The 23,170-nt window shown below is 65.5% G+C and carries 18 protein-coding genes and 1 tRNA gene; 6 read left to right on the top strand and 13 right to left on the bottom strand.

All coding sequences use genetic code 11. The annotated features are described in order from the left end of the window. The first annotated feature begins 241 nt into the window (after nucleotides 1–241). Nucleotides 242–3,892, top strand: a complete 3,651-nt coding sequence (locus BM113_RS16900; protein WP_177209203.1) for an SRA domain-containing endonuclease — start codon at nucleotides 242–244, stop codon at nucleotides 3,890–3,892. After that, nucleotides 3,885–5,231, top strand: coding sequence for a hypothetical protein (locus BM113_RS16895; RefSeq protein ID WP_089789213.1), 1,347 nt, complete (start codon nucleotides 3,885–3,887; stop codon nucleotides 5,229–5,231). The genes BM113_RS16900 and BM113_RS16895 overlap by 8 nt, the downstream gene beginning before the upstream one ends. Before the next feature lie 345 nt (nucleotides 5,232–5,576). Here BM113_RS16895 and BM113_RS16890 read toward each other — a convergent pair. Together BM113_RS16890 and BM113_RS16885 are read right to left on the bottom strand one after the other, a co-directional pair. Next, nucleotides 5,577–5,651: transfer RNA gene (locus BM113_RS16890), tRNA-Glu, on the bottom strand. 203 nt (nucleotides 5,652–5,854) lie between these two features. Further along, a complete protein-coding gene (locus BM113_RS16885) occupies nucleotides 5,855–7,294 on the bottom strand; it encodes a helix-turn-helix transcriptional regulator (RefSeq protein WP_089789212.1) in 1,440 nt (479 codons plus the stop codon). Between the two features lie 214 nt (nucleotides 7,295–7,508). Here BM113_RS16885 and BM113_RS16880 point away from each other — a divergent pair, with 214 nt between their 5' ends. Further along, entirely contained in the window at nucleotides 7,509–8,087 is a 579-nt protein-coding gene (locus tag BM113_RS16880) for an MBL fold metallo-hydrolase (RefSeq protein ID WP_089789211.1), read from the top strand. A gap of 38 nt (nucleotides 8,088–8,125) precedes the next feature. Here BM113_RS16880 and BM113_RS16875 read toward each other — a convergent pair whose 3' ends face one another. The 10 genes from BM113_RS16875 to BM113_RS16825 all read right to left on the bottom strand — a co-directional run bounded on the left by BM113_RS16875 (nucleotide 8,126) and on the right by BM113_RS16825 (nucleotide 16,850). After that, nucleotides 8,126–8,959, bottom strand: coding sequence for an ATPase (locus tag BM113_RS16875; protein ID WP_089789210.1), 834 nt, complete (start codon nucleotides 8,957–8,959; stop codon nucleotides 8,126–8,128). A 1-nt stretch (nucleotide 8,960) separates the two neighbouring features. Continuing rightward, nucleotides 8,961–9,233: a DUF5827 family protein gene (locus BM113_RS16870; protein ID WP_007143676.1), complete on the bottom strand. Its 273-nt coding sequence runs from the start codon at nucleotides 9,231–9,233 to the stop codon at nucleotides 8,961–8,963. Nucleotides 9,234–9,328: 95 nt separating this feature from the next. Then, entirely contained in the window at nucleotides 9,329–12,538 is a 3,210-nt protein-coding gene (locus tag BM113_RS16865) for an FAD-binding and (Fe-S)-binding domain-containing protein (protein ID WP_089789209.1), read from the bottom strand. A gap of 186 nt (nucleotides 12,539–12,724) precedes the next feature. Next, nucleotides 12,725–13,327, bottom strand: coding sequence for a superoxide dismutase (sod, locus tag BM113_RS16860; protein WP_089789208.1), 603 nt, complete (start codon nucleotides 13,325–13,327; stop codon nucleotides 12,725–12,727). 194 nt (nucleotides 13,328–13,521) lie between these two features. Continuing rightward, nucleotides 13,522–13,920: a DUF7344 domain-containing protein gene (locus BM113_RS16855; RefSeq protein WP_089789207.1), complete on the bottom strand. Its 399-nt coding sequence runs from the start codon at nucleotides 13,918–13,920 to the stop codon at nucleotides 13,522–13,524. Nucleotides 13,921–14,272: 352 nt separating this feature from the next. Then, on the bottom strand, nucleotides 14,273–14,737 hold the full coding sequence (ndk, locus tag BM113_RS16850; protein WP_007143672.1) for a nucleoside-diphosphate kinase: 465 nt from the start codon (nucleotides 14,735–14,737) through the stop codon (nucleotides 14,273–14,275). Then, the gene (locus BM113_RS16845) at nucleotides 14,737–15,087 is read right to left on the bottom strand and encodes a 50S ribosomal protein L24e (protein ID WP_007143671.1); all 351 of its coding nucleotides are present in this window, start codon (nucleotides 15,085–15,087) and stop codon (nucleotides 14,737–14,739) included. Before BM113_RS16845 ends, ndk begins: the two co-directional genes overlap by 1 nt. A 3-nt stretch (nucleotides 15,088–15,090) precedes the next feature. Then, nucleotides 15,091–15,315, bottom strand: a complete 225-nt coding sequence (locus tag BM113_RS16840) for a 30S ribosomal protein S28e (protein ID WP_007143670.1) — start codon at nucleotides 15,313–15,315, stop codon at nucleotides 15,091–15,093. Between the two features lie 11 nt (nucleotides 15,316–15,326). Further along, nucleotides 15,327–15,689: a 50S ribosomal protein L7Ae gene (gene rpl7ae / locus BM113_RS16835; RefSeq protein WP_089789206.1), complete on the bottom strand. Its 363-nt coding sequence runs from the start codon at nucleotides 15,687–15,689 to the stop codon at nucleotides 15,327–15,329. Between the two features lie 249 nt (nucleotides 15,690–15,938). After that, nucleotides 15,939–16,850 carry a DUF7351 domain-containing protein gene (locus tag BM113_RS16825; RefSeq protein WP_089789205.1) on the bottom strand — a complete coding sequence of 304 codons (912 nt, stop codon included), beginning with the start codon at nucleotides 16,848–16,850 and terminating at the stop codon, nucleotides 15,939–15,941. Nucleotides 16,851–17,041: 191 nt separating this feature from the next. Here BM113_RS16825 and BM113_RS16820 point away from each other — a divergent pair, with 191 nt between their 5' ends. Both BM113_RS16820 and tmcA read left to right on the top strand, forming a co-directional pair. Further along, on the top strand, nucleotides 17,042–18,013 hold the full coding sequence (locus tag BM113_RS16820; protein WP_089789204.1) for a CPBP family intramembrane glutamic endopeptidase: 972 nt from the start codon (nucleotides 17,042–17,044) through the stop codon (nucleotides 18,011–18,013). A gap of 79 nt (nucleotides 18,014–18,092) precedes the next feature. Then, on the top strand, nucleotides 18,093–20,396 hold the full coding sequence (tmcA, locus tag BM113_RS16815) for a tRNA(Met) cytidine acetyltransferase TmcA (RefSeq protein ID WP_089789203.1): 2,304 nt from the start codon (nucleotides 18,093–18,095) through the stop codon (nucleotides 20,394–20,396). A gap of 6 nt (nucleotides 20,397–20,402) precedes the next feature. On the opposite strand, the gene BM113_RS16810 is transcribed toward tmcA, so the two are convergent. After that, the gene (locus BM113_RS16810; protein ID WP_089789202.1) at nucleotides 20,403–21,140 is read right to left on the bottom strand and encodes an SDR family NAD(P)-dependent oxidoreductase; all 738 of its coding nucleotides are present in this window, start codon (nucleotides 21,138–21,140) and stop codon (nucleotides 20,403–20,405) included. Nucleotides 21,141–21,355: 215 nt separating this feature from the next. On the opposite strand from BM113_RS16810, the gene BM113_RS16805 reads away from it, so the two are divergent. After that, nucleotides 21,356–23,155, top strand: coding sequence for an SLC13 family permease (locus BM113_RS16805; protein ID WP_089789201.1), 1,800 nt, complete (start codon nucleotides 21,356–21,358; stop codon nucleotides 23,153–23,155). Nucleotides 23,156–23,170 lie beyond the last annotated feature (15 nt).

The following is a 23,170-nucleotide window of genomic DNA, read 5'->3' as shown; positions in this document are numbered from 1 at the left end:
CGCTGTCGCGACATGTCCGTCTCCCCACGACTCCCCGACTCCGGATGCATATCCCGCTGCTGTTCACACACCTCCCTGAGCGTCACTATACCACCATCAAAAGTACAAATCACCCAATGTTGATTGGTGTAATAGGTACCTACCTCAACTATTGAAACGATCATCCATGGGGGTAGAACGATACCTCGCAACAACCAGTAAACAGGATTTATAGTAAGTTACTGTGACGTGTTATAGAAGAATGGCAGACGATCGTCGGATGTCCACCGCGCGATTCTACGGTGATCTTGAAGATCGAGCCGATATCTTGGCTGATTTACTTTCCTTCCTCGAGTCGGGTGGCGAGGACTCGGATGGCGTCCCTCGAGACAACGTCGTAGACTGGATCGCCGCCAGGACGAACGCCGAAGACCCTGACGCGATCGAGCGACGACTGCAGTTCCTCGAGCAACTAGACCTGCTCGAGCGCAGGGGTGACACATACAGCTGTACCCGAATCGGCCGATGCTACCTCGAGGAACAGGACCCAGCGGTCCTCTACAACGCCCTTCGAACCACGGTCAAAGGCTTCGACACGATCCTCGCTGCACTCACTGCCGAACCCAAAACCGATGAAGATCTCATGGAGTTGCTCGTGGACGCCTTCGAGGAGTGTCGAATGGAAACGCCCGGCGTTGCGAGCCGCCACCGTGAATGGCTACAGACGATTGGCTACGTCGAACGAACCGACGATCGAATCCATCTCACAGACGCCGGTGAAGCAGTCGCCGAACAACTACGCGGTGTTTCGACTGTCGACCTCGAGCCCGACACTGTCTACGAACGCCGTGAGCTGCACTCAGAATATGGCGGCAGCATCCAAGGTGGAATCGCACCCTCGAGAGACGAACCAGTCGTCTTTCTCTTTAGCGGGAGCACCGGCGGAGAACATGGGTATCAGGACGAACTCCGCTCGGATGGCACGGTAGTCTACACTGGCGAGGGCCAGGTCGGGGATATGGAGATGGTCCGGGGCAACCGAGCCATTCGAGACCATCTCGAGGACGGTCGCGAGTTGCACTTTTTCGAGATGGAAGACGACGGTGTCCGCTATATCGGGCAGTACCTCTACGCAGGTCACTTCTACGAGGAACTCCCAGACTCGGAGGGGAACACACGAACTGCAATTCGCTTCCTACTTGCTCCAATTCAGGACGAAGAACTCCCAGCTGAACGCGGGGTTCGAGAGAGAACCGATTCTAGCTCCACTCAGACGGGAGCGAACTCGAACCTGCAGCAGTTTGCCGACCCCTCGGTGTACCAGGTCCCGATCAAGACGGGCGATGGCCCCATCCGGACGAATTTTGAGCGGACCATTCTCGAGGACGTTCCTCGCGACCAACTCACCGGTATCTACGAGCCGCCGGTCGACGGGGACTCCGTTCGAGTCTGGGGGAACCAGGAAGACGAGCCGGCCGACCAGGGCGATTACCTCCTCTTCGCCGATCGAGAGGGACGCCGTGGCGGGTCGTATACCCTCCTTGCTCGGATCGCCCACGCCACAGTGTTAGACGACGATGTAGCAGCTCGGTTTACGAACGCAGTCGGCTGGGGCGATGTGACCGATCAGGTCTTCCCGCATGTGATGTTCCTCGAGCCGATCTACGAAGCCGAGCTCGATCGAGCGCAGTTCTGGGATCTGCTCGGATTCAAGGGCTGGCCCAACGATACGTTCAGTGCGATCAATTTCGATCGCAGCGGCTCAGGATTCTACGAGGAGTACGATTCTGTCTCCCAGTTCATCGAGGTGATTCGGGGCGAACAGCTCTATCCTGACGAGGTTGCTGGGGAATACGAATCGTTAGACACAGCCCTCGAGGATATTCAAACACGGCTCTCTGCAGAAGACAGATCATGGTTCCAGACTCGGATTGATGACTCCTTCATCGAAGAGTGGTCCGGGGCACTCGAGGGATTCAGGCCGTCCGATACTGTCGACCGGTCGACCGCAACGAAACTCGACCAGCTTCGGATCGTCTACCGGACTCTCGAAGCGGATTTAGCCGAGAAAGCGACCGATTTCGGTAGCGGAACACTTGATCGGTTTTCGCCCGCTCAGACCCTCTTCTTGGGCTGGGTGCGACTTCGCCAGGAGGAACTGGATCTCGGGGGCGGTCTCAACCAACCTCGACTCAACAGTGTGCTCAAAGACTCGTACGAGGTCGGTGATCCATCCCAGGTCCACTCATCGGTTGAAATCGACCATCCACTAACGACGCACCTGCGAGAGCAGGAACCGACCGTCTACAAATTCACCGCGCCGCCGGAGTACTGGCTCACGGCCATCGAACACGGATCGCTCTCGTTCGAGCCAGAACATCGCAACCGCTGGGAACAGCTCGAGAAGGGTGACGTCGGGATTCTCCATTCACGAGCCGAACCCGGCAAGGAGGAGTTCGCCTCGCAACCGAACGGTGTCATCGGTGCGGTCGTCTTCGGCGACACTACTGAAAAATCCGACCCATGGTGGTGGGAGGAACACGAGGCCGGCGCGGACTTCTCGATGATCGCCGGCTTCGATCGACTCTTCCTTACCGGGGACGTCGACGCCATCGACTTCACAGAAGGGATCACTGCCAAAGAGACGGCACAGGTCAACGGCGAACTGGCTGCACTGACGGCCGATTGTTTGTCGATCGAGGAGGCCAATCGCCTCTGTGAGAACATCTCCGGAAAGGAGTTCCCCGCACAATCGATGTATGGGACTTTCCGGACAGAGGACGATGAGATCGATTACGAGCGTCCCGCTGCGTTGATCGAGGCGATGGCTGAGGACCTACAGGAGGTCTCGCCGATCAATCCTCACCAGTCCCTCGAGTGTACGCTCCCGGCGGACATCCTCGAGGGGCTCCACTTCGAAGACGAACGAGGTGAGCGAATTCTCGAGCAGATCGCGACAGCACTGCAGTCCGGCAAACACGTGCTGCTTACCGGCCCGCCGGGAACGGGAAAAACGGAGATCGCCGAACGAGTCTGTGAGTATCTCGTCGAACATCGTCCGTCTCTCTACACGGATTTCGAGATGACGACAGCCACTGCCGACTGGTCGACGTTCGACACCGTTGGCGGGTACATGCCGAACGAATCCGGTGAGAACGGTGACGACCTCTCCTTTACGCCCGGGATCGTCCTCAACCGGCTCAAAGACCTCGAGAGTGGGACACAGTCGAACGAACTCCTCGTGATCGACGAACTCAACCGAGCGGATATCGACAAAGCGTTCGGGCAACTGTTCACGTTGCTGTCCGGCCAATCGGTGCAACTGCCGTACACGGTCGATGGGCGAGAAGTGGAACTCACGACGTCTGCGGACCTCACAGGGCGTCCTGCTGCCAACCAGTACGTCGTTCCCAACTCGTGGCGGATCTTCGCTACGATGAACGCCTACGACAAGACGTCGCTGTACGAGATGAGTTACGCGTTCATGCGGCGATTCGCGTTCGTTCGCGTCCCTGTACCCGAGCTTCCGGAGGGAACGGAGCAAACAGACGGTGGGCGAACGGTCGAAGACGTAGTACTCGAGTATGCCGATGCGTGGGGGATCGAAGCGTCCCGTCCCCAGGCGTGGGCAGTCGGCCGTGTCTGGCAAGCGACCAACCAGGCGATAGACGAACGAGCGATCGGGCCCGCAATCGTCGAAGACGTCCTCCGATACATCGCTCACCATCCCGAAGCCGAGCTCGACCACCATCTGACGCAGGCGGTCATCAGCTACATCTTCCCGCAGTTGGAGGGCGTACCGAGACGCGAGAAGATCGTTCGGAAGCTCGCGGCCGTCGACGAGATCGAGGCCGATTTGGTCGAAGCCGCAGCTCAAGAGATGCTCCAGGTGACCCTCGCCACGAATGAATAGGGACGACCTCCTCGAGCAACTCACCGAGGACATCCTCGCGTACGCGATGCACGGCTCCTTCCCGGAGCAAGAGTTGGCCCGGTCGATCAAGCCCGAGCAGTTAGACGAGCGGTTCGAGGAATACGAGTTGCTCCTGGATCTACATTTTATCCTCCAGGACGACGTCGTCGAGTTCTTCAGGGAACTGCCGGCGCATCTTCGCAGTATCCGTACCGAGACGCAGACGACGTCTCGAACACGGCGTGGAACCGTCGATGGGCGTATCAACTGGGGGAAGACGATCAAGAAGCGGTATGCAGAGCATCCACGCGATAGATCGCTTTACGTCTGCGAAAATCGGTCTGAGGACTACGACATCCCCGAGAATATCGTCTTAAAGCGGTTGATCTCCGTCGTCCACGAGACGATTCGAGAAGCGGCGGAGTACCTCCGGGGCGATTACGAGTGGGTCACGGAGACCTGGAAGGGGAGCGACGAACTGATTGACGAGCTCCAGCGTATCGTCGAGCGGAACGTACACGTCCGTCGGATCCGCGAGCCCGATACCTACGAGCCAACGGAGCGGATGCTGACGACGGCTGCCAATTCGCGCCACGAGGTGTACCGGGATGCGGCCTCGTTGCTTCGTTCTCGAGAGCGGCTATTCCGCGGGGAGCCCGACGCGATCCGCCAGTTGCTCGAAGAGACCGCTATCGCTCCGGATGATCAGGACACGTTGTTCGAGCTGTTCGTCCTCTTCCGGTTCGTGGCGACGCTCGAGGAGATGCGGGAGACCCAGCCCGAGTTCAAGACGATCGCCACGGATCGACAGGAACTGGCGCGGTTCGAGGGCGAGAAAGAGATCGTCCTCTACCACGATAACTCGGCCCGGGATCGTGAACTGTCGTTTGTGGCGGTCCCTGATGAGGACAAAGCGGAGTTATCCCGGACGGACAAGGTGCAGGTTGCCGCACAGGAGATCGCTGGCAACTACTTCAGGAAGGACTACCGGAATCACACGGGTCGGCCTGACGTGATCGTCCTCGAGGTCATCTCGGAGGACGAAAACGAGCACGAGTACCTGATCGTCGAGGTGAAAAACAGTACGCGAGAGGCGACGATTCGCCAGGGGATCAAGGAGACGCTCGAGTATCTCGCGTTTTTACGGGTGAACGACGAGTTCGTGTTTGGCCAGGAAGATGGCGAGTACTTCGGATCTGGATGGAACGGGATGTTGGTCGTGCAGGATCTTGATCAGGATACCGCATCTGTAGAGGGGCAAAAAGAGCAGGAAATTGCTATCCTGCAGGCGTCTGAGTTAGAAGAAGAGTTGGAGTCAGTTTTGCGAGATGTGGTATAATTTGGATGGGGAGACTATAACGAGGCGCTTAATCCTGGGCCGGGACCTTTACCCCGGTTATGGCACGTATTAACAAAGATTATAAACCAACCTAATGGACAAGCAGGATCGTCGCACCACTCCAAATTGGTGGCTATCGTCGGTCAATCCGTTGATTGCCCACGAATTTCGCCGATCGCCGGACGGCGCCGGAATTTCCCCGTGAAGTTTCGATGCCCTTTCTTTCACGCGAATCGCATGAGAGCGACGGGTTCGGGACACCTGGTTGAATCGAATTGCCCAACGTCATGGTCGTGTTCCTTACTCGTTCACGACCGAAAGCCGCAGGAAGGAATCGGGGTAGGATGCTCCGACGGGGATTCGAACCCCGGTCATTGCCTCGAGAGGGCAATATGATTGGCCGGACTACACTATCGGAGCGTTCCGCGAGTGCATCTTATCGTTACGCAGTACGATGTTTAAGCATTCCGTTTCGAACCGGACTTGGTTCGAGATAGCACAGGACTAAACGGGAGACGGGAGTCGACTCTCGCCGGGCAACGAACAGCGATACGGACTCGAGTAGCTATCGATAGTCCAGACGCGTATGGAAAAACGGTGGGAACCGTGGGCCCGAACCGGCGTTATTCCTCGAACGGCGATTTCGTCGCTTCCGGTTCGAAGCCCTCGAGGCTGATAATGTTCTCGCGGCCGACGCGGAGTTTGCTAATGGTATCTTCCTCCTCCATGTCGGAGAGAAGCATGCTGACCTTGGATTTGGACCAGCCGGTTTCTTCGACGATGTTGACCTGTTTCATCCGGCCACCGTTCTCCCGGATGAGTTTGACGACACGGTCCTCGTCGGTAAGGAGTTCGTCGTCGGGTAGGGGCTCTGTCGTCGCGTCGTCGCTCCCGCTCGAGGCTGATGTGGAACCGGCCGATTCCGTCGCAGTCGCCTGCGGCGGAGCATCGCCCGCTTCCGCCGTCCCCGTGGGGTCGGGTCCGCTGGTGGTCGAATTGGCACTCGACGGCGCGTCCGGAGTGTTCCCGTCGGAGCGACGTCGATACCAGACGATGGCGCCCGCCGCGCCGAACACCACGGCGACCGCGATTCCTGCGGTGAGTAGCCAGGAGCCGTTGTCGCCGCCGACGGACGACATGGGTGGTGAGTCGGGCGTCGTGCTGGCCCCGGCACTACCCCCGTCGCCGGCCGACTCGAGGACGACGCGCGGACGCCCGTCGATGAATTCCCGCTCGCCGGTCCAGCTTACGGAGTCCGCGTTCTCGAGGCTCTGTCCGACGTACCGCCCTTCGGGTTCGACGGTTCGGAACTCGAGGTCGTCCCCGGGCTGGACGACGATCGACTGATCTTCGGCGATGTAGATGCCCTGGAAGACGTCGCCGACGACGATCCGGTCGCCGTCGGTGTCCTCGCTGTCGACGGTCTCGGCGAACCCGATCCAGGTGAACGACATCTCGACGACGCCCACCGGGTTGAGGCCCTCCTCGACGTATGCAGCACGATCGAAATCGGTCGCCTCCATCTTTCGGTCGGTGGCCTCGGCACCGGTGTCGGTCATCGCTTCGGCCTGGTTGACGAACCGTTCGTAGAGCGGGGGAACCTCGCCATCGCTTCCGTCCTCGCCGTCCCCATCCGAATCGGCGTCCGGGTCGGCGTCGGAATCGGGGTCGAACTGCGCCGCGAACTCCTCGAAGTTCGTCCGCTGTTCGGCGGCGTCGTCGCCGCTGAACCGCTGTTCGTACCTGAAGGTCCACCTCGCGCTCCCGTTTTCGTAGACGGTGATTTCGAACGACGTCGTATCGAAGTTCCGGGAGTCGATGTTCGTTTGCCCGCCGAAGTCGGCCGCTGACGCTGCTGGCTCGGCCTCTGTGGACTCGAGGGCGGCCGTCGTGGGTTGCGGTCGGTCGAACGAGTGAGCCTGCGCGTCGGCGACAGGTTCGGACGGCGCGTCCGACGCGATGTCCCCGCCGGCACCACCGGTCGCCATCGCCGGGCCGCCGAGACCGGCGATCACCAGGAGAATCGCGAACGCGAGCAGTCCGACGAAGGCCGGCCGGTTCATTCGTTTTTCACTACGTGCCGTAGCTAAAAATGCTTGTGAATACGCGGATCGTCATTTGGATCGTTCACCTCCTCGAGTTCTCGGAATACGATGGTTCTCTCTCCCTCTCCCTCTCTCCCTCTCCCTCTCCCTCTCTCCCGACTCGAACGACTCCGGTCCCACGTCACGTTCCGGGGTCGATACGCACAAACCGGTCGACGCCGTACTCGAGCGCATGATCGACAACCTCGCGCAGGGCGTGCAGGCGTTTACGAGCAACGTCTTTCTGGTCGACGGCGATCGGCCGGTCCTGATCGACGCGGGGGCGAACTTCGACGTCGTCGACGCGGTCCGCTCTCGAGTCGACGGTCTGGACGCCCTCCTTCTGACACACACCCACCGGGATCACGTGGGCAACCTCGAGGACGTGAAGTCGGCCTTCGACGTCGACGCCTGGGGCTACGATCCCTCGATCGAGGGGGTCGACCGCGAAATCGCCGACGAGGACCGCGTCGCGATCGGGAACCACGAGTACCTCGCGCTCCACACGCCCGGCCACAAGGACGATCATCTCTGTTTCTACTCGGCCGAGGCGGGGGTGCTGTTCGCCGGCGACCTGGTCTTCCAGAACGGTAGTTTCGGCCGGACGGACCTCCCGGAGGGGGACCGCAGGACGCTGATCGAGAGTCTCGACCGCGTCCTCGAGATCGTCGACGAGGACCTGTCGGAGTTACACACCGGACACGGACCGAGCGTGACGACGGAGCCGTACGATCACGTCGAACTCGCGGCGCGGATGGCGCGCCAGGTCTGAAAGGTGCCAGGCCTGAAAGGCGCCAAAGGGGAACGGAGTTATCGCTCGCGCGCGGCGGCCAACAGCGCGTCGTAGGCCTCCCCGTAGGCGTCGGCGATCCGGCCGGGATCGGCTCGCGCGTCGCTGCCGAGCGGCGGCAACCGGACGCGGTCGAACGGCTCCAGGTAGTCGACGACGTCGCCGACCCGTTTCTCGAGCGCGCCGTCGACGGGGCTCGAACTGGCGATCTCGCAGGCCCGACAGTACCGATCCCCGCGATAGAGGGTCGCCCGGCCGGGTTCGACGACGGCCACCGCGGCCACGGCCGCCGGATCGAGCGACGCGAGCGGGAGGGCGATGTCGCCGTAGGATTCGACGACCGCGAGGTCCCGCGCTTCGACCTCGGCGGCGAGGTCCTCGAACGCCGGGACGTACCGCTCGGCCGAGACCTCGTTGAGCTCCTCGACGGTTTCGACGGTGATCGCGTCCTCGAGCGGCAGGGAGTCGGCGACTGGGTCGGGAACCTCCGCGGTGGCGTTCCGGACGTAGGTGACGTCGTCGCCGTCCGGACGACCGACGCGGTCGACCAGGAACTCCCGGTCCGCCCGGCCCAGCAGGCCGGACCCGCCACCCGGGGCCGGCCGCCAGAGCCGGTGCACGGGGTTTAGGTCCTCCGGCCCCCGACCCCGCCCCTCGGCGTCGGCGAGTCGCTTGGCGTCTTTCCCGTAGAGACGGCCGTCCGCGATTGCGTGCCGGCAGTCGTCGTGGTCGAACCAGTAGTCGTTGCCCGCCCGCGGCTTGTAGCCGGTCCCGCCGGTCCGTGCGAGCAAGCCCACGGAGAAGGTGGTTTTGCCGGCGTCGACGCGGTCGGCTCCGACGACGAGCAGCAGCATCCTATTCGTCGGATTTCAGCCCGTAGTAGCCCGGTTCGTCGTCGTTGCGCGGCTCGGCGACGACGAGTTCGTCCGCGTTGATCATGATCCAGGGGATCGCCCAGTCTAACAGGACGTCCTCGGTCTCGCGTTCGATCTCGGCGTCGGGTTCGAGGCCCTGCAGGAGGCGGGCGATCTCGTAGACGGTGTACATCTGCTCCGGCTCGAGGAGTTCCTCCGGCGTGTAGAAATCACACGGCGGGAGACTGTCGAACTCGGATTTGGGAACTGGCATAGCGGGTAGTACCGGATCGGCCCACAAGACCGCACCGATACGCAACGAGCTCCGGCGATCAATGGGAACTGCCCCGCCGTTATCGGCTCCGCGAGTCACGCCGCATCGAGCGCGCGGGCGAGCGCCTCGACTGGATGCTCCGGCCGCGACCGCCCCTCGAAGTCGCCGATCTGCGTTCGACAGGAGACGCCGGGTGCGACGACATCGGCACCGTCGCTCGCCTCGAGTTTCCTCCGGAGGAGGTCACCGATCGACCGGGAGAGGTCGTAGTGTTCGGCCTCGTAGCCGAACGAGCCGGCCATGCCACAACAGGTCGAGTCGACGGGTTCGACGCGATAGCCGGCTCTCCGGAGGACCCCGACCGCGTGGTGGTCCGCGCCGCGGGCCTTCTGGTGGCAGTGTCCGTGGTAGGTCAGTCGTTCCCGGCGATCCGGGTCGAAGGCCAGATCGTCGTCGAGTCCCCGCCGATCGAGGTACTCGAAGACGCCGTAGCTGTTGTCCGCGAGCCGATCGACCCGACTCTGGGTGTCGTCGACCGCGTCGCCCCACCCCCGCTCGCCGCCGTCGGCGGCCGTGCCGGAGTCGGCGAGCAGCGACCGGTACTCGTCGACGACCATGGACGCGTCCGACGGCTCGAGGAAGACGACCGACCACCCCCGGTCGAGGTACGGCTCGAGATCCGCGAGCAGTTCCCGGCCGCGCTCCCTGGCCTCCTCGAGCAACCCCTGGGAGTAGGCCGCCCGTCCCGTCGACCCGAGGTCGGGGATCGCGACGCGGACGTCCGCGGCCTCGAGCACCTCGACCGCCGCCTTCCCGACCTCGGGGCTCGAGTGATTCGTGTAGGTGTCCGGGAAGAGCACGACCCCGTCGACGGCCCGGTCGGGATCGACCCGGGGACCGCGCGCGGCGAACCAGTCGACCAGCGTCTCCCGTCGGAACGTCGGCAGCGACCGGTCGGCGGCGATCCCGACCGTCCGCTCGAGGAGCCGCCGCGCGCCGGGGAGGGCCGTCGCCCGGTTGGCGACCGGCGCGAGCCGGCTCCCGACCGCGGCGAGCCGGTCGATATTCGCGAACAGCCGGTTGCGAAGCGTCGCCCCCTCTCGCTTGCGGTACTGGCCTTTCACCTCTGCCTTGAGCTTCGCGAGGTCGACGCCGGTCGGGCAGTCGCTCTGACAGCCCTTGCAGCCGATACAGAGGTCGAGCACCTCCGACTGGAACCGCTCGTCGTACAGCTCCTCGGGGTCGATCTCGCCGCTGATCGCCGCCCGGAGCAGGTTCGCCCGGCCGCGGGTCGTCGCGATCTCTTCTCCGGTGGCCCGGTAGGTCGGACACATGACGTCGCTGCCCGTCTGGCGGCAGGTACCACAGCCGTTACAGAGTTCGACGAGGTGCGAGAAGCCGCCCTCCTCGTCGAAGTCGAGTTCCGTCCGGGGCTCGAGCGATGCGTAGTCGGGGCCGTACCGGAGGTGCTTGCGGCTGTCAGTGGGGTCACCGTCACGGGGATCCCGTGACGAGCCTTCGCTCGGGTCGGTCGCGTCGCTCGCGGAGACGTCCTCGCGGTAGACGACCTTGCCCGGGTTCATGCGCCAGTCGGGGTCGAACGCCGATTTCAACTCCTTGAACGCCGCCCACAGCTCCGGACCGTACAGCTTCGGGTTGAACTCCGTGCGAGCCAGTCCGTCCCCGTGTTCGCCCGAGAAGGCCCCGCCGTGCTCGAGGGCCAGGTCCGTGACGTCCGCGGCGATCGAACGCATCGTCTCGACGCCATCCTCGGTCTTGAGGTTCAGCACGGGCCGGATGTGCAGCGTCCCGGCGCCGGCGTGGGCGAAGTATGCTGCGGTCGTATCGTGGTCCTGGAGGACGTCCTCGAACCGCGTAACGTACTCCGCGAGTTCGTCCGGCGGGACCGAGGCGTCCTCGACGAACGGGTACGGTTTCGGATCGCCCTCCATGCTCATCAACAGCGGAATCGCCGCCTTCCGGAGCTTCCAGAGCCGCTTCTGGTCGGCGGGATCGAGGGCCTCGAGAGACTCGACGGCCGCCCCGTTCGCGACGAGGCGGTCCCGCGCGTCGTCGACCGCGGCCGGGAGGTCGTCGAACAGTTCCGAGTCGAACTCGAGCATCAGCGCCGCGGCGGTATCGTCGGGGATCGGCGCGGCGTACTCGGCGTACTCCGTCGAATCGGCGGCCAGCCGGAACACCTCGTCGTCCATCAACTCGACCGCGCTGGCCTCTAGTTCGAGGGCCGCGGGAACGGCCGACAGCGCCTCGAGCAGGTCGTCGTAGCAGGCGACCAGCAACGCGGTCTCCTCGGGGCGGGTAACGAGCGACAGCGTCGCCTCGACGACGACGCCGAGGGTCCCCTCGGCCCCGACCAGCAGTTTCGAGAGGTTGATGATCCGCTCGCCGTCCTCGCGGGCTTCGCCCGCTCGGTCCTCCGAGGCGGCGGTCGCCGCCTCGTTCCCTCCGGGTTCCCGGATCACCTTCTGGAGGTTGTAGCCGCTGACACAGCGTTTCAGGTCCGGGTACCGCTCCTCGATCTCCGCCGCGTTGTCCTCGACGACGGCCCTGACCGTCCGGTAGATCTCCGCTTCGCGGTCGTCCTTCGAGACGATCCGATCCCATTCCTCGCTGTCGAGGACGACGTCGCGGGTCTCGATGATCGAACCGTCCGCGAGGACCGCCGTACACTCCTCGACGTATGCGTCGGTGATCCCGTACCGGACCGAGTGCGCTCCCGTCGAGTTGTTCCCGATCCCACCGCCGATCGTCGCCCGGTTCGACGACGCCGGGTCCGGGGCGAACTTCAGCCCGTGGGGCTCGAGCGCGGCGTCCAGATCGTCCTGGACGACCCCGGGCTGGACGACGGCCCGCCGTTCGTCGGGATCGATCTCGAGGATGTCGTCCATGTGTCGCGAGAGATCGAGTACGACGCAGCCGGGACCGACGGTCTGGCCGGCCAGCGAAGAGCCCGCACCCCGCGGGAGGATCGGCACGCCGTGGTCGCTCGCGACCCGGACCGCTGCCCGGACGTCGTCGACGCCCCGGGGCAGGACGACGCCGGCGGGCTGTGCCCCGTATATGCTCCCGTCGGTCGCGTACAGCACTCGCGTATACTCGTCGAATCGGACGTCCCCGCGGCAGGCGTCCCGGAGGTCGGCGGCTAACTCCGCTTGCGCTTGTGCTTGCCCGCTCGCTCCCCCTCGTGGCTCCCCCTGGTCGGACCTCGAGCCCGTCTCCCCGTGTCGATTCGAGCCCGTTCGCTGTTCGGGATCGCCGACGGCGTCGGTGTTATCGACGGCCATACCGGCCTCTCAACAGCCGTTGACATAAACCATGGCAGTCGATCACAGTGAACGAAGGCAACACACGCGGCGAGGCGATGGAACCGTCTCGAGAGGGATCAGTACTCGAAACACTGAGTGGGAAACGCGAGACCCATCGCTCCCGTCGACCGCTCGAAAGAAAATCGGGGTTGACTTACTCGTCGCTTACTCGAAGTGGTCGAGGCACTTCTGGTACTCCTCTGCGGCCTTGTCCCAGTCGACGACGTCGAAGAAGGCGTCGATGAAGCTGCCGCGGTCCGGACCGTAGTCGTAGTAGTAGGAGTGCTCCCAGACGTCCAGCGCGAGGATCGGATGGGAGCCCCAGAGCGCACCCTGGTCGTGTTTGTCGACCGCGACGTTGCGCAGTTGCTTCGCGACCGGATCGTACACCAGCAGTGCCCAGCCACCGGCGGCACCGGCTGCGGCCTCGAACTCGCCTTTCCAGCCCTCGTAGGAGCCGAAGTCCTCCTCGATGCGGTCGGCGAGGTCTCCCTCGGGTTCGCCGCCGCCATCGGGGGACATGTTCTCCCAGAACAGCGTGTGGAGATAGTGTCCACAGCCGTTGTGGGTGACGTCCGAGAGCGCGCCGGGCGTCGAATCGAAGTCGCCCGACTCGCGGTTCTCCGCGAGGGTCTCCTCGGCGGAGTTGAGGCCGTTTACGTACCCCTGGTGATGGGTGTCGTGATGCCAGGTGACGACCTGTTCGGAGATCGCCGGTTCGAGTGCGTCGTAATCGTATGGGAGCGGTGGTAGTTCGTGGTCAGTCATAAGTACACACCTGTGACGTTTCTAACGGTATCACTCCTGTTAAACGTTGAGGAGTGAAACGGTATCATGTCTCACGAGATCGGTGCTCGAGTGGTTCAAACTCCATCTCGATCCACCACGAACTCGGTCTTAAACCTTTCAGCGCGCTCGAGCGGCCGGGCTTCGAGTGCCGTCGCTCGGTGTCGCTGCCCAGGCTACAGTTCCTTGTGTTCGGCGTGTTCGAGCCACTCCTCGAGGGAGGGCTGGGTCCAGTACCGGACGGTGTCGCTTCGCTGGTCGTGTTCGACGACACCGATCTCAGCGAGTTTCGGCAGGTGGACGTGTCGGAGTTCCGTTCGGATCCCCTCTTTGCGTTCCGACTCGGTTTCCGGCCTGCCCGTGCTCGCGCTCTCGCCGCCGGTCGAGTCCTCTCGGCTCTCGAGGGCCGCGATGTGATCCGTGAGTTCGCCGACGGTCGCCACCCCGTCGTCCCGGTCGTTGAGATAGTACAGTGCGTATCGGCGACGACGATCGGACAACAGGTCGAAAACCCGGTCGAGCGACGGCGTCACGTCGGCCGTGCGAACAGCCGACGCTCGTTCGGTTTCACGCATCCCCAAACCACCTACCGTGAGTTACCATTCGAAACCACCAGCAGCCTCTACTGCAGCCGACACATTAGATGTTACGTCTACCGAAATCCCGATCTGTATTAAATGATCTACTATCGACCGGGATTATAACCCGGTAAATCGCCGATCGACTGTCGTTCAACCGGCCGGTTCCGACGCGATACGGACTCTGTAACCGCCAGCGGGCACTCTTCGGGGAAGACGAGGGGTATCGCGGGCACTCTTCGGGAAGAGCGTGAGAGGGATCGACGGAGGAGTATCCGTCGAGTGTGAGAAGGCGACTGCGAGTGCGAGTGCCGGTGTGAGTGTGAGTGTAAGTACGAGTACGACTAGCTTACTCGTAGAGCCACTCGGCGTCGTGTTGCTCGTAATCGATGAGTTCGTCCTCGTCGAAGTGGATCGCGATCTCGCGTTCGTTGGCACCCTCGTCCTCGTGGTCGGCCGCGTGAACGACGTTCCGACCGAGGTCGAGCGCGTAGTCGCCACGGATGGTGCCTGGCTCGGCCTCGAGCGGGTCGGTCGCGCCGATCATCTGGCGGACCTGACGGGTCGCGTCCTGGCCCTCCCAGACCATCGGGACGACCGGGCCCGAAGTGATGAAGTCGACGAGGTCGTCGTAGAACGGCTTGTCCTCGTGTTCGGCGTAGTGCTCTTCCGCCCGTTCGCGGGGCATGTTGATGACCTTGATACCGACGAGCTTCAGCCCGCGGTCCTCGAGTCGGGAGATGACCTCGCCGACCAGGCCGCGCGCGAACGCGTCGGGCTTGACCATCACGAAGGTGCGTTCGTGCTCGCCCATCAGGCCTCACCCTCGGCTTCGGCGTCTTCGGTCTCGTCGACCGTCTCGTCCCCGGCGGGCACGTCTTCTTCTTCGTCTTCCTCGCCTTCGTCCTCGTCCTCGACGACCTCTGTCTCTTCCTCGAGGTCCTCGGATTCGGCGGCCTCCTCCTGGTCGGGCCCCGCAGGACCCTTGCCGGCGCGACCTTCCGCGGTCCACTCGAGGTCGCGGGGCTCGCGGCCGAGCTTGTAGTTCTTCTCGGCCTTGGAGTCGACGAAGTGGAGCACGGTGCCGTCGTTTTTGACGTACATGATGCCCGTGCCGGGCTCGATCTCTTCGCCCGTGTAGTCGCAGGTGCGTTTCTCGACCATTGGTTACTGACCTCCGATGGCGTCCGCCTCGCGGGCGGTCTCGCGAAGTTGGAGGACGTCCCCTTCGCGGACCGGCCCGAGGCAGTTCCGGGTGATGATGCGTCCCTGATTCTCGCCCTCCTTGATCCGGCACTTGACCTGCATGGCCTCGCCGTGCATGCCGGTCTTGCCGACGATCTCGATGACCTCGGCGGGCGTGGATCCGGTTTCTTCCTCTTCAGCACTCATCTCTGATCACCTCAGTCGAGGTCCTCGACCTTGTCGGCGATGTCTTCGACGTCGCCGGAGGCCTCTCCGGCGTCGACGATCGCCGCGGCGGCCGAGCCGACTTCGAGACCGGCAGCGTGGCCGACGTCGTCCTGGGTCTCGATGAAGACGACGGGGATGCCGTTCTCGTCGGCGAGGTCGGGGATGTGCATGACGATCTCTTCGGGCGAGACGTCTTCGGCGACGTAGACGAGCTCGGCGTTGCCGCGCTCGATCGCCTTCGTCGTTTCGTTGGTTCCTTTCTTTACTCGTCCGGTGTCTCGTGCGACCTCGAGCGCCTCGAGGGCGTCGTCGGCGAGGTCGGCTGGGATGTCGGTTGTGACGTAGACTGACATTGGTTGTTCACCTCTCCTACGCGTGGGCTCGCGCTCCCCTGCCGTCCGGGGCGCTGGTCACCCCTGGCCGAACTGAGTTCGGCGGAAGTCCTGTGTGGCTAGGAGCATCATCAACCCCGCGTAGGGTGTACTACGGAGTAGCGTTGCCCCCCTTAAAAGCGTGTTCAAACGCGCGAGGGGGTGAGAGCCGTCCGCACGGTTCCGGCACGCTCCCGTGATGACGATCCGGTCCGGTGGTCCGGTAATCGGTTACCCTCCGTTCCCACCACCGTCGTCGCCAGCGCTCTCGCCGGCCGGTCCCTCGAGCCGGATTCGGCCCGCGGCGACGTCAAAACGCAACTGGAGTTCGTCCCTCTCGAGCCGAACCGTACAGCGGAGCCGCGGCGGATCGCGGCTCACCACCGTCGACTCGACGGAACCCCCGTCAGCGAGCAGCGGGCTCCAGGGTGGCACCTCCCGGGCGTCGATCCCGTGCTCGTGGAGAAAGGCGACGACGGCCGGATGATCGAGGAGGAAGACGCCCGGTGCGCCGAACCCGGCGACTCCGCAGTGGCGACAGCGATACGTCACGTGGGGGCGCTCGGTCGGCCCCTCCTCGAGTGTGCCCTCCGTCGTGCCGTGACACAGCGGACACACTCCCCGTCGGACGAGCGACGTGTGGTAGTGGGCGACTGCCGTCGCCGCGGTCACCAGTTCGTCGGCCGAACGGCGCTCGAGTTGGCTGCGGGGCATCAGAACCTGGGCCACAGCGTGGTCGTTCGCACACGCGATGCGCAACAGGCCGTTCTCGTGGCGACACTCGAGGGGTTCGTCGCACCGTGGACAGGGCGCGACTTCTTCCATGACGGTCCGCAGGTCGTGTTCCTCGTAGAACCCCGCTGCGAGCACGCTCGCGAGGTACGCGCCGCGTTCCGTCAGCCGATAGGTTCCCCGATCGGTCCGCTCGACGAGCGTCCCCTCGAGCGGCTCGAGGTGGTAGGAGAAGTTCCCCGTTTCCCGGCCCTCGACGCGCCGCCTGAGTTCCGAGAAGGACAGGTCGCGACCGTCGCGGTCGTCCCCCAGCCGAGCCGCGAGTTCGGCGACGATCCCAACCCGCGTCTCGTTGGTGAGCAGATCGAAGACCCCCGTGCGGTCGGTCCACCGCGTTCGATCGTCGGCCATCCCTTGGACACATAACCTCGAGAACAATAATACGCTACGGCTCAGTTATACGGACCGAGCGCCCGGATTCGAGATTACATGCGAACTCCCATCCGTTACCGGGCCATTTCCGCCCGACTGGCCGACCGACCGGCCGGACGGCGATCAGCCGACTCCGTCCCGCCCTCGGCCCTTTCGCCGGTGGTAGACCGATGACCGAACCGAGCCGCCTGCGCCGTCTCGTCTCGAGGATCGTCCGTGGCCGGGACGACCCCCGCCCACGGGCTATCTGGCGGATCGCGGTTCCGCTCTTGACCGTCCTGGTGATCGGGGCCGGCGTCGTCCCCGGCGTCCTGTCGGCCGCGTTCGGCCTCGAGCCGGCGCCGCCGTGGGCCGGTCTCCTCTCGAACGGGTCGGCCGCCGCCGTCGCGGCCCTGGTTCTCGTCGGTTCGGCGCGGGCGCTGGATCGGCGACCGATCGCCGAGTACGGGTTCGACGCGTCCGGGGAATGGGGGCGGCAGTTCGGAATCGGCGTCCTCTTCGGGGGTGCGGTGCTCGGGTTCGCGTACGGGATCGGCTACGCGGTCGGCAGCGTCCGGATCGAGGGGGTCCTCTCCCCCGGTGCCGTCGACTCGCTTCCGATCGGTATCGCCGCGTTCGCCGTCGTCTGGCTCTGCGTCGGCTTCTGGGAGGAGGTCGTCTTCCGGGGGCTGTTCCTCACGAACGCGACCGAGGGATTGGCCTCGCGATCGCTGTCCCCGCGTGCGGCCACCGTCGGCGCCGTCGTCGTCTCCTCGGTCGTCTTCGGGTCCCTCCACGCGCCAGCGTCGGCAGTTCCCGGGAACGCCTCGCTCGCCGGGATGCTCGCCGTCTGGACGCTCACGGGTGGACTGCTCGCGGTCACGTACGTCCTCACCGGTCGACTCGCGGCCCCGATCGGCGTTCACTTCGCGATCAACTTCGCGGCGAACAACCTCCTCGCCGCACCCGTGCCGGGACAGCCGGCGACGCCGACGATCGTCCGGACCGCCGTCACCGGACCCGGCCTGTGGCACCCCATCGGCGGGCTGCCGATGGTGATCGCGGTCGCGGCTGGCTACGCCGTCCTCGCGGGCTGGTGGGCCCGACAGCCGGACGGCACGCCGACGGGCTGGTCGAACGCTCCCGGTCGGACCGACTCGTAGCGGTCCTCGCCTCTCGCCTCTCGCCTCTCGTCTCTCGCGGTTCCGATGCCTATTACTCTCGAGGCGCGAAGGCGAACGTATGGACGACGTCGCGGACCTCGCGGCGGCGCTCGCCGCGGAGGCACGAGACGCGAACGAGCGCCGGGCGCTGGTCCTCGCCGGTGATCGCGAACGCGGGTACGAGGCCCTCGAGGCTGCCCTCGATTCGCTCCCGGTGCCGATCACGAGCACCACGCTCGTCGGCCCCGAGGACCGACTGCGCTGCGAGCAGATCGAAGGAGTTCACGCGAGCGAACTGCTCGGGACGACCCGCGATATCGTCGCCATCGACGCCCACGACGGACTCCGCCCGAACGCCCTCGGGAAAGTCGTCGGCGCCGTCGACGGCGGCGGCCTGCTCGTGCTCCTGACCCCGCCGCTCGAGGAGTGGCCGGACCGTCGCGGGTCGTTCGACGAGTCGCTCGCGGTCCCGCCGTTCGCGCTCGAGGACGTCTCGGGCCGCTTCCGTCGACGACTCGTCGATACCCTTCGGGACCATCGGGGCGTCGCGATCGTCGACCTCGAGGCCGGCCGGATCGCGGACGACGGGCTGACGGATCCCGCACCGCGCTTTTCCGAGGTCGACGCCGATGCCGTCGACCCGCCGTCCGATCGTCGGTTCCCGGCCGCGGCCTACGAGGCCTGTCTCACGAGCGACCAGGCCGAGGCGGTCGAAGCCTTCGAATCGCTTCGCGCGGCCGAGGAGGGATCGCGCCGCGCCGTCGTGCTCGAGGCCGACCGCGGGCGCGGGAAATCCAGCGCCGCGGGGCTCGCGGCCGGCGCGTTCGCCGCCGACGGCACGGACGTCCTCGTGACGGCCCCCGACGCGCGCAACGCCAGCGAGGCGTTCGACCGGGCCGGCGAACTCTGCGAGACGCTGGGGGTCGCCTCGAGCGTCGGCCCCCGCCACGTCGAGACGACGACGGGTGGCCAGGTCCGCTTCCTCGAGCCCGCCGCGGCCGTCGACGCGGTCGGGGAGGCAGACGTCGTGATCGTCGACGAAGCCGCGGCGCTGCCCGTCTCGCGACTCGAGGCGTTCCTCGCGGCCGACGCCGTCGCGTTCGCGACGACGATCCACGGCTACGAGGGTGCCGGCCGCGGCTTCTCCGTTCGGTTCCGGGACCGACTGGCTGGAAGCGACCACGAGGTGACCGAGCGGACGCTGGTCGAGCCGATCCGCTACGCCGCGGGCGACCCCGTCGAGGTGTGGGCCTTCCGCGCGCTGTTGCTCGACGCCCGGCCCCCGGTCGAGCCGCTGGTCGAGGACGCTACCCCCGACAGCGTCGAGTACCGGCGACTCGAGCCCGCGGCCCTGTTCGCGGACAACCGCCTCCTGCGGGAGGCGTTCGGCCTGCTGGTGCTCGCCCACTACCGGACCGAGCCCAACGACCTCGCGCGCCTGCTCGACGCGCCGAACCTCGAGGCTCGCGCCCTCGTCCACGACGGCCACGTCGTCAGCGTCGCCCTCCTGGCCCGCGAGGGGAACCTCTCGGTGGAGACCCGTGCCGAGATGTACGAGGGCGGCCGCGTGCGCGGGAACATGCTCCCGGACGTGCTGACCAGCCAGCTCCGGGACGAGGAAGCGGGCGCGCCCGCCGGACTGCGGGTCGTCCGCATCGCGACCCACCACGCGGCGCGCTCTCGGGGGCTCGGCTCGGCGCTGCTCGAGCGCGTTCGCGAGGAGTTCGCGGGCGACGACGACTCGAGCGTCGACTGGCTCGGCACCGGGTTCGGCGCGACGCCGGGCCTGCTCGAGTTCTGGCGCGAAAACGGCTACCGGACCGTCCACGTCTCGACGACCCGCAACGACGCCAGCGGGGAGTACTCGGCGCTCATGCTCGCGCCGGTCTCCGAGGCCGGACAGCGGCTCCGCGACCGCCACGCCGCGTGGTTCGCCCGGCGGTTCCCCGCGCTGTGTACCGACTCGCTCGCCGACCTCGATCCCGACGTGGCCCGCGCGGTCCTCCGGAGCGTCGACACCGACACCGACGCCGACGCCGCGCCGCCGCTCGAGGTGAGCGACCACGAGTGGCGCGTGGTCGGGGGCGCGGCCTACGGCCCCGGGCTGTTCGACGTCGACCCCGGCCCGTTCCGCCGGCTGATCGTCCGGTACTTCCTCGAGGACCCGGGCGGGGTCGACCTCACGCCGCGGGAGGAGCGGCTGCTGGTCCTCCGCGGGCTCCAGGGGCGGCAGTGGCCCGCCGTCGCGGACCGACTCGAGTACCCCTCCGCGGGACAGTGTATGCGCGCGCTCGGCGACGCGGTCCGGCCGCTGGTCGACCGATACGGGGTCGAACGCGGAGTCGATGCGGCCCTCGAGGTCCGGGAACGGTTCGAGAAATAGCGCGTTTCAGGACAGCGCCCGCCGAAGAATCGCGTTCGGAACCAGCGACAGCACCCACGCCACGAGCCGCCACCGCCGCGTGACGTAGGCGTGGGTCTTCTCCTTCCGTATCGCCCGGACGATCTGCTTTGCTGCCGTTTCCGGGGAACACTGCCAGAACGAGCCGTAGGACATCTCGGTGTCGACGAAGCCCGGTTCGATCGTCGTGATCGTCACGTCCCCGCCGGAGCCGGCCTGTCGGGTTCGCAGTCCCTCGAGGTAGCGCGAGACGAACGCCTTCGAGGCGTTGTACGCCTGTGTGCCGCCGTTGCCGAACCGACCCGCGACCGAGGAGATGCCGACGAGGTGGCCGGCCGTCTCGCCGGCGCGGCCGGAACGTTCCTCGAAGTACGAGATCGCCGCCGTCGCGATCGCGGCGAACCCGCGGACGTTGACGTCGATCGTGCGCCGTTCGGACGCCCACTCGAGGTCGTAGTTGACGTCGGCGACGCCGGCGCTGACGACCACGAGGTCGACCGACGGCATCGCCTCCGCGAGCTGGAAGAAGCCCTCGCGGGCGTCCTCGGGGTCGGTGACGTCCATCGTCGCGACGTAGGACTTGGTCGCCAGTTCCGAACCGATCCGTCGCATCCGTTCCGTCCGCCGGGCCGCCAGCCCGACCACGTAGCCGTCCTCGGCGAGTTCGCGAGCCAGCGCTTCGCCGATGCCGGACGAACCGCCGACGATGATCGCGCCGTCTGCCATGGGTGGACGTTCAGCCGACGGAAGGTAATCGTATCGACTCGAGAGACGCTCCGCTCGTTCGGGAGGTGGACGAACTTCCCGGGAACTTTTCGGGTTCTCGGATCGCCGCTCGAGCGGTCGTGCGCTCGCCGAGTCCGCCGCAGGTCGAACCGATCCGAGTTCGCTGGAAGCGTCGGGGACTATTTGTCGATCGCTCTGGTACTGTCGCCACCCGGATGGCTACGCTGACGACCGGCGCGTTGTTCGTTTTTTTGCTCATCGCCGTCGCGCTCGTATTGTTCGTCACCGAACCGGTGCCGATCGACGTCACGGCGATCGGGATCATGGTCAGCCTGATGATCCTCGAGCCCTGGACGGGCGTCACGCCGAGCGACGGGATCGCCGGGTTCTCGAATCCCGCGACGATCACCATCCTCGCGATGATGGTCCTGAGCGAGGGGGTCCGGCGGACGGGGCTCATCCAGCGGCTTCAGGAGACGGTCGCCGAGTACACTGGCGGGGACGTCCACCGGCAACTCGGGGCGACGATCGGCATCGTCGGGCCGCTGTCCGCGCTGATCAACAACACGGCGGCGGTCGCCGTCCTGGTGCCGATGGTCAACGACCTCGCTCACGACAACGGCACCTCCCCGTCGAAGCTGCTGTTGCCGCTGTCGTACGCATCGATGCTGGGCGGAATGCTCACCCTCATCGGAACGTCCACGAACCTCATCGCGAGCAGCCTCTCGGCGGAGTACCTCGGCCACCCGTTCTCTATGTTCGAGTTTACCGCACTCGGGGCCGTCGTGTTCGTCGTCGGCTCGGCGTACCTGCTCACGGTCGGCTACTGGCTCGCTCCGTCCCACGTCACGCCCCGAAGCGAGCGATCGACGGCGACCGAAGAGGAGTACCTCACGGAACTCGTCGTCCGTCAGCACTCGCCCGCCGTCGGGCTATCGCTCCGGGACGCGCTCGAGGAGGTCGACTTCGAGGCGGAGGTGACCCAGCTCATCAGGGACGACCGGTACGTCACCGCGCCGCCGCTGTCGACGACCATCCGCAGCGGCGACGTCTACACGATCCGGCTGACCGAGGACGCGCTCCAGGCGCTGCTCGAGATCGAGGGGATCGACCTCGTGCCGAGCGTCACGACCGAGACGGAACTCGATTCGCTCGCGCCGGAACAGACGCTCGTCGGGATCGTCCTCACGGCGGGTTCGGATCTGATCGGCGAGACGGTCGAATCGGCGAACTTCACCGAGACCTACCAGGCTCGCGTGCTCGCAGTCCGACGCGGCGGCGAGATCACCCACGAGCGACTGACCGAGTTGACCCTCCGACCGGGGGACGTCCTGCTCATCGAGTCCGACCCGGAAACCGTTGATCGGTTCGCGAACGATCCCAACGTCATCGTGGCGGGCGACCTCGCGCTCCAGCAGTTCCGGCGGTCGAAACTACCGATCGCGGTCGGCACCGTCCTCGGCGTCGTCGGACTGGCCGCGGTCGGCGTGGTTCCGATCGTGGTGTCGGCACTGGCCGGCGTGGCCACGATGCTCGCGGCCGGCGTCGTCAAGCCGGCCGAGGCCTACGAGGCCGTCCAGTGGGACGTCATCTTCCTGCTCGCCGGCGTGATCCCGCTTGGGGATGCTCTGGCCGAGACCGGCGGTGCGGACGTCCTCGGCGCACTCGTGGTTTCGAGCGCGGACGTGTTGCCCGCGATCGGAGTCCTCGGCCTGTTCTACCTCCTGACCGCGCTGATGACGAACGTGGTCAGCAACCAGGCCAGCGTCGTGTTGCTCGTCCCGGTCGCCGTCGACGTGGCGTCCCGCCTGGGGGTAAACGCCTTCGCGTTCGTTCTGGCGGTCACCTTCGCCGCCAGTACGGCGTTCATGACCCCGGTCGGCTACCAGACCAACCTCTTCGTCTACGGACCCGGACAGTACGAGTTCCGCGACTTCGTCCGCGTGGGCGGCCCGCTCCAGCTCCTGCTCGCGGTCGTGACCACCGTCGGTATCGTCTTCTTCTGGGGGCTGTGAGGACGGTTGCCGCCG

It is taken from the genome of Natronobacterium haloterrestre, assembly GCF_900112205.1.
GTDB classification, from domain to species: domain Archaea; phylum Halobacteriota; class Halobacteria; order Halobacteriales; family Natrialbaceae; genus Natronobacterium; species Natronobacterium haloterrestre.
Note: the sequence above shows the minus strand (reverse complement) of the source record. Positions and strands in the feature narration are given on the sequence as shown.